This window comes from Actinophytocola sp. (assembly GCF_050699935.1).
In the GTDB taxonomy this organism is placed as follows: Bacteria; Actinomycetota; Actinomycetes; order Mycobacteriales; family Pseudonocardiaceae; genus Actinophytocola.
Genome location: NZ_JBOHGB010000181.1, coordinates 1 through 13496, shown reverse-complemented (window position 1 = coordinate 13496; position 13496 = coordinate 1). Strand labels below are relative to the sequence as shown.

The 13496-nt window shown below is 70.2% G+C and carries 16 protein-coding genes; 9 read left to right on the top strand and 7 right to left on the bottom strand.

Annotation, left to right across the window (positions count from 1 at the left end; genetic code table 11):
- From ACRDTB_RS33885 to ACRDTB_RS33870, 4 genes are all read left to right on the top strand, one after another.
- Positions 1-490: alpha/beta hydrolase family protein (locus ACRDTB_RS33885; RefSeq protein ID WP_431436299.1), on the top strand; the 490-nt coding region annotated here is incomplete at its 5' end.
- Positions 491-577: 87 nt separating this feature from the next.
- Positions 578-1237: a sigma-70 family RNA polymerase sigma factor gene (locus ACRDTB_RS33880; RefSeq protein ID WP_431436297.1), complete on the top strand. Its 660-nt coding sequence runs from the start codon at positions 578-580 to the stop codon at positions 1235-1237.
- Positions 1234-1542 (top strand): mycothiol system anti-sigma-R factor, encoded by a 309-nt coding sequence (gene rsrA, locus ACRDTB_RS33875; protein ID WP_431436296.1) that lies wholly within the window; start codon positions 1234-1236, stop codon positions 1540-1542. The genes ACRDTB_RS33880 and rsrA overlap by 4 nt, the downstream gene beginning before the upstream one ends.
- 1 nt (position 1543) lies before the next feature.
- Positions 1544-3046 carry a sensor histidine kinase gene (locus ACRDTB_RS33870; RefSeq protein WP_431436295.1) on the top strand — a complete coding sequence of 501 codons (1503 nt, stop codon included), beginning with the start codon at positions 1544-1546 and terminating at the stop codon, positions 3044-3046.
- Positions 3047-3703: 657 nt separating this feature from the next.
- Here the strand turns inward: ACRDTB_RS33870 and ACRDTB_RS33865 are convergent.
- The gene (locus ACRDTB_RS33865) at positions 3704-3958 is read right to left on the bottom strand and encodes a WhiB family transcriptional regulator (RefSeq protein WP_431436294.1); all 255 of its coding nucleotides are present in this window, start codon (positions 3956-3958) and stop codon (positions 3704-3706) included.
- A gap of 238 nt (positions 3959-4196) precedes the next feature.
- A complete protein-coding gene (locus ACRDTB_RS33860; protein ID WP_431436293.1) occupies positions 4197-5129 on the bottom strand; it encodes a diacylglycerol/lipid kinase family protein in 933 nt (310 codons plus the stop codon).
- 83 nt (positions 5130-5212) lie between these two features.
- Here ACRDTB_RS33860 and ACRDTB_RS33855 point away from each other — a divergent pair, with 83 nt between their 5' ends.
- Entirely contained in the window at positions 5213-5653 is a 441-nt protein-coding gene (locus ACRDTB_RS33855; RefSeq protein WP_431436291.1) for a hypothetical protein, read from the top strand.
- Positions 5654-5772: 119 nt separating this feature from the next.
- Positions 5773-6510 carry a S1 family peptidase gene (locus ACRDTB_RS33850; RefSeq protein ID WP_431436290.1) on the top strand — a complete coding sequence of 246 codons (738 nt, stop codon included), beginning with the start codon at positions 5773-5775 and terminating at the stop codon, positions 6508-6510.
- A gap of 93 nt (positions 6511-6603) precedes the next feature.
- On the opposite strand, the gene ACRDTB_RS33845 is transcribed toward ACRDTB_RS33850, so the two are convergent.
- Together ACRDTB_RS33845 and ACRDTB_RS33840 are read right to left on the bottom strand one after the other, a co-directional pair.
- Positions 6604-7134 (bottom strand): pyridoxamine 5'-phosphate oxidase family protein, encoded by a 531-nt coding sequence (locus ACRDTB_RS33845; RefSeq protein WP_431436288.1) that lies wholly within the window; start codon positions 7132-7134, stop codon positions 6604-6606.
- A 98-nt stretch (positions 7135-7232) separates the two neighbouring features.
- A complete protein-coding gene (locus ACRDTB_RS33840; protein WP_431436287.1) occupies positions 7233-7493 on the bottom strand; it encodes a hypothetical protein in 261 nt (86 codons plus the stop codon).
- Positions 7494-7636: 143 nt separating this feature from the next.
- Here ACRDTB_RS33840 and ACRDTB_RS33835 point away from each other — a divergent pair, with 143 nt between their 5' ends.
- Together ACRDTB_RS33835 and ACRDTB_RS33830 are read left to right on the top strand one after the other, a co-directional pair.
- Positions 7637-8026 carry a VOC family protein gene (locus ACRDTB_RS33835; RefSeq protein ID WP_431436285.1) on the top strand — a complete coding sequence of 130 codons (390 nt, stop codon included), beginning with the start codon at positions 7637-7639 and terminating at the stop codon, positions 8024-8026.
- Between the two features lie 213 nt (positions 8027-8239).
- Positions 8240-10408, top strand: a complete 2169-nt coding sequence (locus ACRDTB_RS33830; RefSeq protein ID WP_431436301.1) for an FAD-dependent monooxygenase — start codon at positions 8240-8242, stop codon at positions 10406-10408.
- A 53-nt stretch (positions 10409-10461) separates the two neighbouring features.
- On the opposite strand, the gene ACRDTB_RS33825 is transcribed toward ACRDTB_RS33830, so the two are convergent.
- Positions 10462-11679: an erythromycin esterase family protein gene (locus tag ACRDTB_RS33825; protein WP_431436284.1), complete on the bottom strand. Its 1218-nt coding sequence runs from the start codon at positions 11677-11679 to the stop codon at positions 10462-10464.
- Positions 11680-11791: 112 nt separating this feature from the next.
- Between ACRDTB_RS33825 and ACRDTB_RS33820 the strand changes: the two genes are divergently transcribed.
- Complete coding sequence (locus ACRDTB_RS33820) at positions 11792-12487, top strand: MerR family transcriptional regulator (RefSeq protein ID WP_431436300.1); 696 nt, start codon at positions 11792-11794, stop codon at positions 12485-12487.
- 17 nt (positions 12488-12504) lie between these two features.
- Here ACRDTB_RS33820 and ACRDTB_RS33815 read toward each other — a convergent pair whose 3' ends face one another.
- Positions 12505-13008, bottom strand: coding sequence for an N-acetyltransferase family protein (locus ACRDTB_RS33815; protein ID WP_431436283.1), 504 nt, complete (start codon positions 13006-13008; stop codon positions 12505-12507).
- A gap of 9 nt (positions 13009-13017) precedes the next feature.
- A partial coding sequence (locus tag ACRDTB_RS33810; protein ID WP_431436281.1) for a histidine phosphatase family protein occupies positions 13018-13496 on the bottom strand: 479 nt, incomplete at its 5' end.

The window sequence follows — 13496 nt, the reverse complement described above, 5'->3', positions numbered from 1 at the left end:
CCTGGTGGCCGCGACCCGAGGCGCGCGGGCCGCGGGCGTGGACGTCGCGCTGGTCGAGCAGCCCTACCGGGTGGCGGGCCGCCGGGCGCCGGCCCCTGCCCACCAGCTCGACGCGGCGTGGCTCGCGGTGGCCGACCGGTTGTCCGACGAGTGGTTCCACGAGCTGCCGCTGGTGTTCGGCGGGCGGTCGTCGGGGGCGCGGGTGGCCTGCCGAACGGCCGCGGACGGGGAGGCGGTCGGCGTGCTGTGCCTCGCGTTCCCGGTGCACCCGCCGGGCCGGCCCGAGAAGTCGCGGATGCCGGAGCTCGACGGCGTGACGGTGCCCACGCTCGTGGTCCAGGGGGAGAACGACCCGTTCGGCATGCCGGGCGCGGCGCAGCACCGCGAGATCGTCGTCCTGCCCGGCGACCACTCGTTGAAACGGGAGGCCAGGACCCTCTCGCGGACCGTGGAGGAGTGGTTACACCGCATCCTGCGGCCGCTGGACTGAGGGAATGTCGCAGGTCCCGGGCGTGTTGTGGGTGACGTGTTGACCGAGACCCGCCGGGTACCCTCACAGATGTCCCATGCGTATCCGATGATGGGACAGTTCCGACTGGAAGGGAGCACGGTGCCGAGCACCGAGACCCACCCCGACGCGCCGGTCGAGACCGAGGACCAGCGGGCCGAGCGGTTCGAGCGCGACGCCATGCCGTTGCTCGACCAGCTCTACGCCGCCGCGCTGCGGATGACCCGCAACCCGGCCGACGCCGAGGACCTGGTGCAGGAGACCTACCTCAAGGCCTACGCGGCGTTCGCGTCCTTCGCCAAGGGCACGAACCTCAAGGCCTGGCTGTACCGGATCCTGACCAACACCTACATCAACGGCTACCGCAAGCGGCAGCGCCAGCCGCAGCAGTCGCCGACCGAGGAGATCACCGACTGGCAGCTCGCCCGGGCCGAGAGCCACACCTCGACCGGGCTGCGCTCGGCCGAGATCGAGGCCATGGACCGGCTGCCGGACAACGACGTCAAGGACGCCCTGCAGCAGCTGCCGGAGGACTTCCGGCTGGCCGTGTACCTCGCCGACGTCGAGGGGTTCGCATACAAGGAGATCGCGGAGATAATGCACACGCCGATCGGCACGGTGATGTCCCGACTTCACCGCGGCCGTCGGCAGCTTCGTGACCTGCTGGCCGGGGTCGCGCGGGATCGTGGGTTCCTGCGCTCGACCGAGCAAGAGGTGACCGGATCGTGAGCTGCGGCAAACCACATGAGACCGACTGCTCCGAGGTGTTGGCGGAAGTGTGGCTCTTCCTCGACCACGAGTGCGACGGCGAGCGTCGCCAGCTGCTCGAGAAACACCTGGAGGAGTGCAGTCCCTGCCTCGAGCAGTTCGGCATCGAGGAGCACCTGAAGGTGTTGCTGGCCCGCAAGTGCGGCGGCGAGCACGCACCCGAGACGCTGAAGCAGCGGCTGCGCGAGAAGATCCGGAAGACGGTGGTCGAGGAGGCGGGCGTCGCCGGACCGGACAGACCGTCGACTCCGATGAGCGCCGACTAGCTTGTCCACCCTCTCCGACCTCCTCGCGGAGCACACGAAGCTCTCCGGCGGCGAGGTCGACCACCTGCAGATGGTGGTCGCCGAGTGGCAGCTGCTGTCCGACCTGTCGTTCGCCGACCTGCTCATGTGGGTGCCGGTCGGGGAGCCACCCACCCCGGCCGCGACCGACGTGGAGTTCCTGTGCGTGGCGCAGGCCCGGGCCACGACCGCGCCGACCGCGCACCCCGAGGACGTCGTGGGGAGCACGGTCGCGGCGGCCGACCACCCGCAGCTGCGCCGGGCGATGGCCGAGCGGCGGATCTGCCGCGAGGAGGACCCGCGCTGGTACCAGGGCGTGCCGGTGCGCCGCGAGGCGATCCCGGTGACCTTCGACGAGCGGGTGGTCGCGGTGCTGTCGCGGGAGACGGACCTCGCGGTGCCGCGGGTGCCGAGCTCGCTGGAGATCGCGTACCTGGGCATCGCCGCGGACCTGTGCCAGATGGTGGTCGACGGCAGCTTCCCGACCTCCGAGCCGGCCGCGGACGTGCACACGAGCCCGCGCGTGGGCGACGGCCTGGTCAGGCTGGACAACACCGGAACCGTGGTGTTCGCGTCGCCGAACGCGCAGTCGGCCTACCACCGGATGGGGCACGCGGCTGAGCTCGTCGGGGTGCGGATTGCGCCGCTGACCCGTGGGCTGATCGCGGATCCCTTCGACGCCACGGAGATCGCCCAGCGCATTCTGGCCGCTTTGGACGGTCAGCCGAGCATGCGCGCGGAGGCGGAGTCCCACCGCGGCGCGGCAGTGCTGTTCCGTGCCCTGCCGTTGCGCCCGGCCGGGAAGGCGGCGGGCGCGCTGGTCCTGGTCCGCGACGTCACGGAGGTACGCCGCCGCGACCGCGCGCTGATGTCGAAGGACGCGACGATCCGCGAGATCCACCACCGCGTGAAGAACAACCTCCAGACGGTCGCCGCGTTGCTGCGTCTGCAGTCCCGCCGCACGGCGAGCGCGGAGGCCCGGGCGGCCCTGGGCGAGTCGGTCCGGCGGGTGGCCGCGATCGCGATGGTGCACGAGGCCCTGTCGACGTCGGTCGACGAGCGGGTGGACCTGAATTTGTTGGTGGACAAGGTGATCCCGGTCGTCGGCGACGTGGCGGTGGCGGAGAACCACGTCCGGGTCCGCCGCAGCGGCCAGTTCGGCGTCGTCGCGGCGGAGGTGGCCACGCCGCTGGTCATGGTGCTGACCGAGTTGGTGCAGAACGCCGTCGAGCACGCCTACCCGCCCGGCGTGTCCGGGGACGTCACGGTGTCCGCCGAACGCTCGGCCCGCTGGCTCGACGTCGTCGTGTCGGACGACGGGCGGGGGCTGCCGAAGGGTTTCTCGCTGGAGCGCTCCAACGGGCTGGGTCTGCAGATCGTGCGAACCCTGGTGGAGTCGGAGCTCCGCGGCTCGCTGTCGATGAGGAGCCGAACCCGCGGCGGAACCGAGGCGGTCCTACGCGTCCCCCTGTCCCACCGTCGCTGAGCACCGTCCAACCGGCACGGTACCGCGAAGAGGGACTGGTAGATCGTCTCGTGCGGCACCCGCAGCTCCGGCCGGTCGGGAACCTCGATCGCCAGCCTGGTCGAGATCCGCGCCGGTGACCACCACCGCTCGAGCCGCGTCCCGCACCCACTTCCGCAACTCCACATGAGTGGCCGGGGCGAGCCTGGACTGTCTGCGCCCGCCGCGCGATCGCCCGCACCCTCTCGTCCCGCACCAGACCGAGCGCGTTACCGATCACCCCGCAGCCTCGGCGAACCACCGCAACCCGGTCCGCGGCGACACACCCACCGCCCACAAGGCACGCATCACCACCCGCCCGCCCGAACCCCACCCCAGAACCGCACCTGCACAACGCGGCAAGGACAACCGGCCCACCACAAACACCACCTCATCAGAAGGGTGTCGCAACGACCCTTGGAATCCACCGACCCCCTCGCGGTTGTCCACAATGCGTCCGACTGTCCACAGATCCGCGAGCGCACACCGGAGTTGTCGGTCCTCGTCGGTACGCTGGTTGTCGGGGGCCGGAGGCCACGCCCGCCCAGCCGCCTGGGTTCCCTTGCCCCGCAACACAGTCCTACCCAACACGAAGGCCCGGCTTCCCTGATGGGAACCGGGCCCTGTGGCGTCTTCAGTTCAGGCGTTGCTGCTCGTCCGCGTACGAGCGGTGCGGCGCTTGAGCGCGCGTCGCTCGTCCTCGCTCATCCCGCCCCACACGCCCGCGTCCTGGCCGCTCTGCAGCGCCCAGGTCAGGCAGTTGGAAGCGACGGTGCAGCGGTGGCAAACGGCCTTCGCCTGGGCGACCTGCAATATTGCCGGACCGCTGGTCCCCACGGGAAAGAACAGCTCGGGGTCCTCGTCACGGCAGGCCGCGCGGTGGCGCCAGTCCATTTCTACTTGCTCCTCGCTTGGGCGCGTTCCGACGCGCCTCTGTCGTCATACCGGTCGTTTGGGGTGCTTGTGAATGCTTTCACGAACCAGCCATATGTCAAGGGTCCTTCATCAGCCAGTGCGTGAACTCACCCAAAAGATCGACGTCAAAGGCCTGCAACTGCGTCGAGTAACAATCAGGTCACAGCTGAGTCTCGTGGTTCACGACCGACCGTCGAGCATTTCCGACTATCTGGGACTACCCGACCACCGCGAGAGCATGCCTGATCGACCAAATTCGCACGCAGGTTCGCTCGCCGATGAGGTCGCCGTCGCATTGGACGCGGACCGGCTCGGGGCTCGCGATCGTCAGCATCGGGACGTCGTCGCGGCGGAACAGCCTGCCGCCGCGTTGCTCACCCGTGCGGCTGACCGCCTGGCGGAGGTGGCGCAGCACCGTCGGTAGACGAAGGCTGTGCAACGCGAAGACGCCGAGATCGGTGTCGAATCCGCAGCCGCGGTTGAGGTGGATCGGCCGCGCGCCGAGGTAAGTCCACGGGTCCGTGTTGGACACGAACACCAGCCGCAGTCCGGAGATCGGCTCCGCGCCGGGAATCTCGACGGTCAGCCGCGGCCTGCCGTGCGCCGGCTTCAGGTACTGCGTCACCGCGACCCGCGTGTACAGCGCGGGGCTCGCCCGCTTGCCCCGCTTGCGTTCCACCTCCGCGACGACGTCCGCGTCCCACCCGACGCCGGCGCTGAACGTGAACCACCGCGCGGCCTCCGGCCCGTCGGAGTCGACCCGGCCGAGGTTGACCCGGCGGTGGCGCTGGTCCTGCAGCGCGTGCAGCAGCTGGTGGGTCGCGTCCACCGGGTCGCGGGGCAGCCCGAGCGCGCGGGCGAAGACGTTGGCCGACCCGCCCGGCACGATGCCCAGCATCGGCAGCGTCTCCCGTGGGCCGCTCGAGAGCAGGCCGTTGACCACTTCGTTCACCGTGCCGTCGCCGCCGTGCGCGACGACCAGGTCCGCCCCGTCGTCCGCGGCCTGCGCGGCGGCGGCCATCGCGTGCCCGCGGTAGTCGGTCTCGACGACCTCGAGCTTGACCTCGCTGGCGAGCGCGTGCGCCAGCACGTCCCGGCCGGCCGCCGTGGTCGCGGTCGCCTTCGGGTTGACCACCAGGACTGCGCGCATGGTCGCAGCGTAGGCGAGTCCGGACGCGCCGGCGGACTACGATCTCAACCGACCCCACCGACCAGCCGACGAAGGATCCTCGCGTGCGCATCGCCTCCGACGCCCCGCCGACGATCCGTGGCGCCGGGATCCTCGTCGGCCTGCAGGGGCTCGCCGGCATCGGGTTCGCCGTGGCGCTGCTCGTACGCGCGTTCGGCGGCGCCTCCACGGCCGGCCACAACATCTTCGGCGAGGCCGGCTACTTCGTGGTGATCGGCGGCGGCGTGGTCGCAGTCGGGGTCGCGCTCGTTCTCGGCAAGCACTGGGCACGCAGCCCGGCCGTGGTCGTCGAGCTGCTGCTGATCGGTGTCGCTTGGTATGCGACTGGCCCGTCCGGGCGTCCCGGGATCGGGGTGCCGGTCGGCGTGCTGTGCGTGGTCGTGCTGTACCTGCTCTTCACGCTCCGGTCGCGCGAATGGTCGCTTGGCCTGGACGATGGTTCCGACGGTTCGGATGGCGAGGACGCCGGGCAAACCGGGCGCTGACCCGGAGAACCTCATTCCCGACTAACGGCGGGTAGTGGATCTACCTCGGAAGAGTGACCCTGACTGGGTTCCTTATCCCTGCTCCGCGGTGAGCGGCCGCGGATACGAGGTGGTTTGCAATGCGTCTTGTTCGTGTCGGGGCGGCCCTGTTGGGTGCGGCGGCAGTCGCACTCGGCATCACCATGGCGACGGGCGGCGCGTCCGCCGACCAGTCGGGTGACATCGGGCCGAAGATCATTGACGGCCGGTTCGCGGACAACGCCCCGTGGGCGGCCCGCTTGTTCGTGGACGGTCAGGAGAACTGCTCGGCGACGATCATCGCGCCGACGTGGATCCTGACCGCGGAGCACTGCGTGGCGAGCGCCGGCACCTATACGTTCAACATCGGAAGCCTGGACCAGACCCAGGGTGAGAGCGCCACCGGCGTGAACATCCACACCAACCCGGAGGCAGACATCGCGCTGGTCGAGCTCGACCACGCGGTGACCGCGACGTACTCGCCGCTCGGCACCGCGGACGCGGTCGACGTCGGCCAGACCGTGCAGGTCTACGGCTGGGGCGCCACGTGCACCGACCAGCCCGAGATCAACTGTCAGTCGCAGATGCTGAAGGTCGCGGACGTCGGCGTCAGCGACGTCGCGTGCGCGGACTACCGCGGCGGCACCGCGATCTGCGCGAACCGGATCGACGGCATCACCGCCGGCGGCGACTCCGGTGGCCCGATGTTCGCCACCAACCCGGTGGACGGCGGCTACTACCAGGTCGGCGTGGCCTCCACGAGCGACCGGCAGACGACCACGGCGTACACGAACATCACCCAGTACCGCGACTGGATCGCCAGCATCGCGGGAGTCTGACCGCCGCAGAGCCCGAACGCCGCGTCCGGTATCCCGGGCGCGGCGTTCGCCCTGTCAGCCCATCACAGGGCGTACGCGCCGAGGTCGCCACCGTTAGTGGGCGAAGGTCCAGCGGGTGGCGCCGTGTGGCTCGGCGCTGGCCACGCCGATGGCGGTGTGCAGGGTGAGGCGGTACAGGTGCCAGGGTGGTGGGCCCGCACTGGGCGCGCTGTACGGGGCCGTGAGTGCGTCGCCCTGCACCGAGGCCGGCCAGCCGCCCGCGCGGTACACGGCCGCCACACGCTCCAAAGTGGAGGAATCGGTGACCCGGCGGGCCTCGCCCTCGAGCACCAGGTCGATGCCGCGCAGGCGCACCGACACACTGCACGCCGGGTTCGCCGCCAGGTTGCGCGACCTGCGGGTGCCCGGACCGCCCTTGAAGTAGAGCGCCCCGTCCACCCAGGTGGCTCCGACACCCGCCGAGTGCGGCCGTCCATCGGGCCGTACGGTCGCCACGAAGAACGTCAGGTCGGCTCCGGGGGTGTCGGTGGCGAGGATGTCGCGCGGGCGGCTCCAGGGCAGCTCCGCGGACCCGTAGCGGTCGAGGTTGCGAGTCGAGATCGGTTCGTTTCTGGTGTCAGTCATACCTGTGCGTCGAGCGGGGTGGCCCCAATTCGACACCTGGACCCGACGATTTCGCCGCCGCGGCGGTTGCACCTTCGTGCACGACCCGCTCGTCGGGCTCATCGCGCGCGGCGGGATTCGTCCTCCCGCTCGTCGTCGAGCGGCCGGGGCGCCACCGGGTGTTCGACGAGCGCGAGAACCTTGCTGGCCATGAAACGTGCTGTGCGTACCGGGTTGCCGGTGCGGGTGACTTCCACGACCTCGACCACGCCGCGACCGATGCTGACCTCCACCCGCCGACCGGCCCGCGTCGCCACGACATCGTAGGTGCGGGTCGTGTCACCGGCGTCGACCACGATCTCGACCCGGTCGCCCTTCATGTTCGTCCTCCCGGCCACGCCGATGCGTACCGCCCACGTCAACCATACCGAACTCGCGTTCGATTGCAATCGCTGGAGTGAGTCAAACTGCGTTAGCGTGTGGCCTTTGGCGGACCCGGCTACCTTGCCTGGGAGGTCCTGACATGACCAGTAAGTTCACCGAGCTTGCGATCGACTGTGCCGATCCCAACGGTCTCGCCCGGTTCTGGTGCTCGGTCCTCGACTACGAGGTGCAAGACCAAGACGACGGAATTGTCACAATTGGCTCCCCTGTGGTGCCTGAAGGCAAGAACCGCCGTGGCCCGGTGCCACCGACGTTGACATTCGCGCGCGTGCCCGAGGGCAAGACCGTCAAGAACAGGCTCCACCTCGACGTCAACCCAACCGACAGGGAGCAAGACGAAGAGGTCCGTCGCCTGCTCGACCTAGGTGCTCGACACGTCGACGTCGGCCAAACCGGCGAGGAGAGCTGGGTCTGTCTTGCCGACCCAGAGGGGAACGAGTTCTGCGTCCTTGCGGGCCGCCGCCCCTGATCGTGGCCAGTCCACAGTGGACAAAGGAGGGAGTACCCCCTCCGCTCTCAACGTATAGCGCACTGGGGGGCTTGCGGCAAGACCCGGGTCGTGCCGCAGAATCCGCGGCCAAGGTCAGAACCCGCGGAAATGGGGTAGCGAAGTGCGTGTGTCGTTGTCGGCGCCCGGGTCGCGCGTGGACGCGAGGAAATGCCGTGCGGGGGATGGCCGGTGATGGACGCCGACGTGATCGTCGTGGGCGCCGGCCCGACCGGCCTGATGTTGGCCGGTGAGCTGCGCCTGGCCGGCGTGCGACCGCTGGTGCTGGAGCGGCAGCCGCACGCTCGAGAGGCCCCGAAGGCCAACGGTCTCAGCGGGCAGATCCTGCGACTGCTGCACTACCGAGGCCTGCTGGAACGATTCGAGGCGGCCGGCACCGATCCCCGCCCGGCTCCCGCATTCCCGTTCGGCGGTGTGGATCTGGACCTGAGACACCTGGCAGATTCCCCCCTGCACGCGCTGCGGCTCCCACAATCGCGACTCGAGGACGTGCTCGACGAACGCGCCCGCGAACTCGGCGCCGACCTACACCGCGGACACGAAATGGTCGGGTTGAGCCAGGACGACGCCACGGTGACCGCGGACGTGCGCGGCCCGGCCGGGCAGTACCGGGTGACCGCCCGATACCTGGTGGGCTGTGACGGCCCGCGCAGCCGGGTCCGTGACCGGGTCGGCATTCCGTTCCCCGGCACCACCTATCCAGAAGTCAACCGGTTCGGCCAGCTCACTGTCCCCGATTCGGTGACCAGGCTCGGCAACGGCGACCTCGACGTCACCGGACTGGGCAGGATCCGTGCGGGCTTCACGCGAACGGATCGTGGTGTCTTCGCGCTCGGGTCGCTCACCCCCGAGGTTCTGCTCGTCCTCACCACCGAAGAGGGGACAGGCGAATACGACGATGACGTACCGATGGGCCTGACCGAGTTCCAGGACAGCATCCGTCGCGTGCTCGGCGCGGATCTGCCCTTGGGAGAGCCGCTTCGGTTGTCGCGCTTCATCTTTCAGGCTCGACAGGCGCAGCGATATCGCGACGGGCGGATCCTGCTCGCCGGAGATGCGGCCCACCTGTTTCCCGCCACGGGCGTAGCACTCAACGCGGGCCTGCTCGACACGGTCAACCTTGCCTGGAAGCTGGCCGCCGCCGTCCACGGCTGGGCGCCGGCCGGCCTGCTGGACACGTATCACGACGAACGCCACCTCGCCGGCGCACGTGCCCTGCTGCACACCCAAGCTCAGGTGGCATTGAGGCGCGGACACGACGCGGCCGCCGAAGCGCTTCGGGAGGTCTTCCAGGAGCTGCTCGTCGACGAGCAGCCACTGCGCCGCCTCGGAGCCCTCGTGGCCGGCACCGACATCCGCTACCCCACACCCGGCTCCAACCACCACGCCATGACCGGCACCTTCGCGCCCGACCTCACCCTGCACACCGACCAGGCCACGACCAGCGTCGCGGAGCTCATGCACACCGCACGGCCCATCCTCCTCGACCTCGCCGACCGTGCGGACCTCCGCGAAACCGTCCGAGACTGGCAGCACCGCGTCGACGTCCACACCGCCGAAACCGATCATCGACCGGCCGACGCCCTACTGATCCGCCCGGACGCCCACATCGCCTGGGCCGCAACCATCGACGAACCCACCGACACCGCCGCGCTCGCGCTGCGAGACGCGCTCTCCGGCTGGTTCGGCACGCCCCTGGAAACGACGGTGCCGACCATCGATCGTGCCAGGACGAGATACAAAGGAACACGGAATCAGGAGACATCGGCGTACGTGGTCGCACTCGCTCAGCGGCATGATCGTGCACTGGTGGATCACTGGGCCACTCCTGGGCATCCCTCGACCGATGAGTTCGCCGCCAGCGGGAGCCGACCCAGCGTCAACGTCGAGGAGGTAGCGATGCGCAACGAGGCCATGGAGCAGTTGGACGTCCTGGTTGGATCGTGGCAGACGACGATGCGGAACGCGTGGTTCCTGGAGCCAGCCGACCGGGAGGTGGCAGGCTCGGCCACGGTCGAGTGGCTCGGCGACGCGTTCGTGGTCTTCCGCTGGACGATGGCGGGCGATGTCGGAAAGGCCACGAGTGAGATGGTCCTGGTTCTCGGTCGCAGTGACGCGCACGACGCCTACACGGCCCTCTACCACGACGAACGAGGTGTCTGCCGGGTCTTCGCCATGACATTCGACGGCTCGCGTTGGAACCTGAGTCGCGAGGACCCCGACATGTTCCAGCGGTTCATCGCTGACGTCGGGCCCGACCGGATCGCGGGTCGCTGGGAGGCGTCCGAGGATCACGGATCAACCTGGCGCAAGGACTTCGACCTCGTCTTCGAGCGGGCGTAGCAGCGCACTGGCACGAGGTTCCCGCTGCCGGTGCACCACCGCATCGAGTGCCGCTACCAGTACTGATGCCGCTTGCCATCGGTGTCGGCGACAAAGATGACCGCGTCAGCGCCGTCCAACTCCGCCGGGTTCAGCGGGAGGTGGCCGGGCACGATCGGTTCGCCCGCGCCGATCGACGGGGGAAGCGCGGCGCGCAGGGCCGGTGCCGGGAACAGGGCGCGCCGGGTGGTCGCCTCGGCGAGCACGCCCTGGAGGGTGCCCGGGTCGCTGGCGGGGTTGGCGTCGGTTGCCAGGAACACGTAGCGCTCGCCGAGGGTGAGCCCGACGAGCGCGCCGGCGCTTCCCCAGCTCACGTCCTCCTCGCCGACCGGCAGGTTGGACCGCGCGGGCCGGAGGTGCCCGTTGTGCGCGAACACCAGGCTTGGCCCGCGTCGCTGTTCCTGCGCAACGATCGCGAGCAGGTTCTCGGCCATCATCTCGGCGCGCAGGCTGGCCAAGGTCGCGATGCGATCGGGTGCGGGACTGGCCATGGCGGCGTGATAGCGCAGCAGGCCCTGGGCGGTCCGCGCGTGCGCGACGGCGTGGTCGTAGCCGGTCGGGTCGGCGGGGCGCAGGCCGGGTGCCGCGCGGCGCAGCGCGCTGGCGAGGTCGTCGGCGACGATGCGCAGGGCGCGAGCACGGTCGGAGTCGCCGATGGACGCTGCCGGGTCGAACATGGCCGCCTGGTTCGTCCAGTCCGCGTCCTCGCCGAGCAGCGCGTCGAGGTCGCGGACTGACTCTGGCCGCAGCGCGACGGGCAGGTAGTCGTCGACCGAGGACAGTGCGTGTCGCGGGCTCGGCGCACCGGCGGTCTCCACCGGCGCGTCGAAGCCGTGGAAGCGAACCCGGTCCTGCGGCGCGCGGTCGGCGTTGTGCGCGCGGAGCCATTCGACGAGTTCACGGTTGCCCGGCACGGCGCCGAACCCGTGGCTGAACCCGGTCGCGAGCACCGTGTCGACCTCCGCCGTCGCACCGCCCACGTAGTCGTCGACGTCGGACGCGGCAAGGATGTCGGTCTCCAGCACGATCGACCGGTACCCGCGTTCGACGAGGTGGCCGAGGACTTCGTTGCGCAGCAACGGGAAAGCCTCGATTCCGTGGGTCGGCTCGCCGAGGGCGAGCAGTGCGGGCGGCTCGGTCCGTGCGGCGAGCAGGTCGTCGAGGGCACGGCCCAGGCTTGCCGGGTCGTCGAGTTGGCGGCTGATCCCACGCAGTGCTGCGGCCGTGGACATGAACACCCCTTCCGAAAGGAACAGCCCTCGACAATATCGTTGAAGAATCGAGTGAGACTTCCACGACGCATACCTGGAATCGATAGATCGAAGCCTCAATCGGAGGTGCAAGCTGCGACCCATCGACCTCGCCCGTGAACACGGGTTGTCCGCACAGGCGGTCCGCAACTACGAGGACGCGGGCATCCTCCCGCCGACCGAGCGCAGCGAGACCGGCTACCGGCGTTACACGCCCCGGCACGCGCAGGCCCTGCGTGCCTTCCTCGCGTTGCGCCGTGGCCACCGACACCAGCAGGCGATGGAGATCATGCGCGCGACGAACCAGGGCGACACGGAGTCCGCCTACCGGCTCATCGACGCCGCGCACGTCGCGCTGCTCGCCGAACGTGAGACCCGCACCGAGTCCGCGACGGCCCTTGGCGGCCTGTCCACCACGACACCCAGGCCGGTCAATGGTCGACCGCTGACCGTGGGCGAGCTCGCGCGTCGGCTCGGCGTGCACCCGGCGACGCTGCGCGCCTGGGAGACCGTGGGCATCCTGTGCCCCGAACGCGACCGGGCAACCGGCTACCGCGAATACGGACCGGACTGTGTGCGCGACGCCGAGATCGCGCGGCAGCTGCGTCGAGGCGGGTACCCGCTGCGCCAGGTCGCGCAGTTCGTCGAGTCGCTGCGCGAGGCGGGCGGGGCGGACGCGTTGCGCGCCTTCCTCGACTCCTGGCAGGACCGGCTGACCACGCGCAGCCGCGACCTTCTCGCCGGCGCGGCCCAACTCGACGCCTACCTCATCCTGCTCGATCAGCCGTAGGTAACGGGGGCGGCTCCTCAATCGTTCGCGGCTGTTGCCTGGGTTTCGGCCAGTCGGTTCAGGGCTGCCCCGGTGAGCCGGTACACGGTCCATTCGTCCATCGCGATCGCGCCGAGCGACTCGTAGAAGCCGATGGCGGGCTCGTTCCAGTCCAGGACCCACCACTCCAGCCGCAGGTATCCCCGCGCGACGCACTCCTCGGCGAGCGTGGTCAGCAGCGCCTTGCCCAGCCCGGCGCCGCGTGCGGCCGGCCGGACGTAGAGGTCCTCCAGGTAGATGCCGTGCGTGCCGTGCCAGGTGGAGAAGTTCCTGAACCACAGCGCGCAGCCGACGACCTCCCCGTCGAGTTCGGCGACGTGGGCGAACAGTGCGGGAGACTCGCGGAACAGCGCGGTGCGCAGCTGATCGGCGGTGAGGTGGCATTCGTCCGCGGCGCGCTCGTACTCCGCGAGCTCGTGCACCAGGCCGACCACGGCGTCCACATCGGACTCACGAACGCGCCGTACCCGCGGATCTGGCATGCCGCCCCCTCAGTCCAGTACCGGTGGCACGTTCAGCCGCGTGACCTGGGGCGTGCCGCGCTCGTCCCCGAGTACCGAGATCGCGGCCGCCTCGAGTCCGAAGTGGACGCCTGACTCCGGGTCGAGGCCGAGCCAGGTCGCGATCAGCACGCGGCTGAAGTGCCCGTGCCCCACCAGGATGACGTCGCCGTCGGGCAGCGCCGCGCGGACTCGCTCGACGACCCGCGCAGCGCGGGCGCCCACCTGCGTCGCCGTCTCGCCGCCCGGGCAGGGATGCGTCCACACCGTCCAGCCGGGCACGGTCTCGCGGATCCGCGGCGTCGACAGGCCCTCGTACTCGCCGTAGTCCCACTCGGCGAGGTCCTCGGTGACGAGCTCGACGGTGAGCCCGGCGAGGTCTGCCGTGCGCAGCGCCCGGACGCGCGGGCTCGCGGCCACCAGCGCGGGCCGTTCGCCGCCGCGCATGGTGCCGAGCAGATGCCCGGCGT

Bases quoted from the DNA above. Each gene is read 5' to 3' on its own strand.
- ACRDTB_RS33880 (WP_431436297.1), top strand. From the start codon at position 578: ATGATGGGACAGTTCCGACTGGAAGGGAGCACGGTGCCGAGCACCGAG.
- ACRDTB_RS33865 (WP_431436294.1), bottom strand. From the start codon at position 3,958: ATGGACTGGCGCCACCGCGCGGCCTGCCGTGACGAGGACCCCGAGCTG.
- ACRDTB_RS33860 (WP_431436293.1), bottom strand. From the start codon at position 5,129: ATGCGCGCAGTCCTGGTGGTCAACCCGAAGGCGACCGCGACCACGGCG.
- ACRDTB_RS33850 (WP_431436290.1), top strand. From the start codon at position 5,773: ATGCGTCTTGTTCGTGTCGGGGCGGCCCTGTTGGGTGCGGCGGCAGTC.
- ACRDTB_RS33845 (WP_431436288.1), bottom strand. From the start codon at position 7,134: ATGACTGACACCAGAAACGAACCGATCTCGACTCGCAACCTCGACCGC.
- ACRDTB_RS33840 (WP_431436287.1), bottom strand. From the start codon at position 7,493: ATGAAGGGCGACCGGGTCGAGATCGTGGTCGACGCCGGTGACACGACC.
- ACRDTB_RS33835 (WP_431436285.1), top strand. From the start codon at position 7,637: ATGACCAGTAAGTTCACCGAGCTTGCGATCGACTGTGCCGATCCCAAC.
- ACRDTB_RS33830 (WP_431436301.1), top strand. From the start codon at position 8,240: ATGGACGCCGACGTGATCGTCGTGGGCGCCGGCCCGACCGGCCTGATG.
- ACRDTB_RS33825 (WP_431436284.1), bottom strand. From the start codon at position 11,679: ATGTCCACGGCCGCAGCACTGCGTGGGATCAGCCGCCAACTCGACGAC.
- ACRDTB_RS33815 (WP_431436283.1), bottom strand. From the start codon at position 13,008: ATGCCAGATCCGCGGGTACGGCGCGTTCGTGAGTCCGATGTGGACGCC.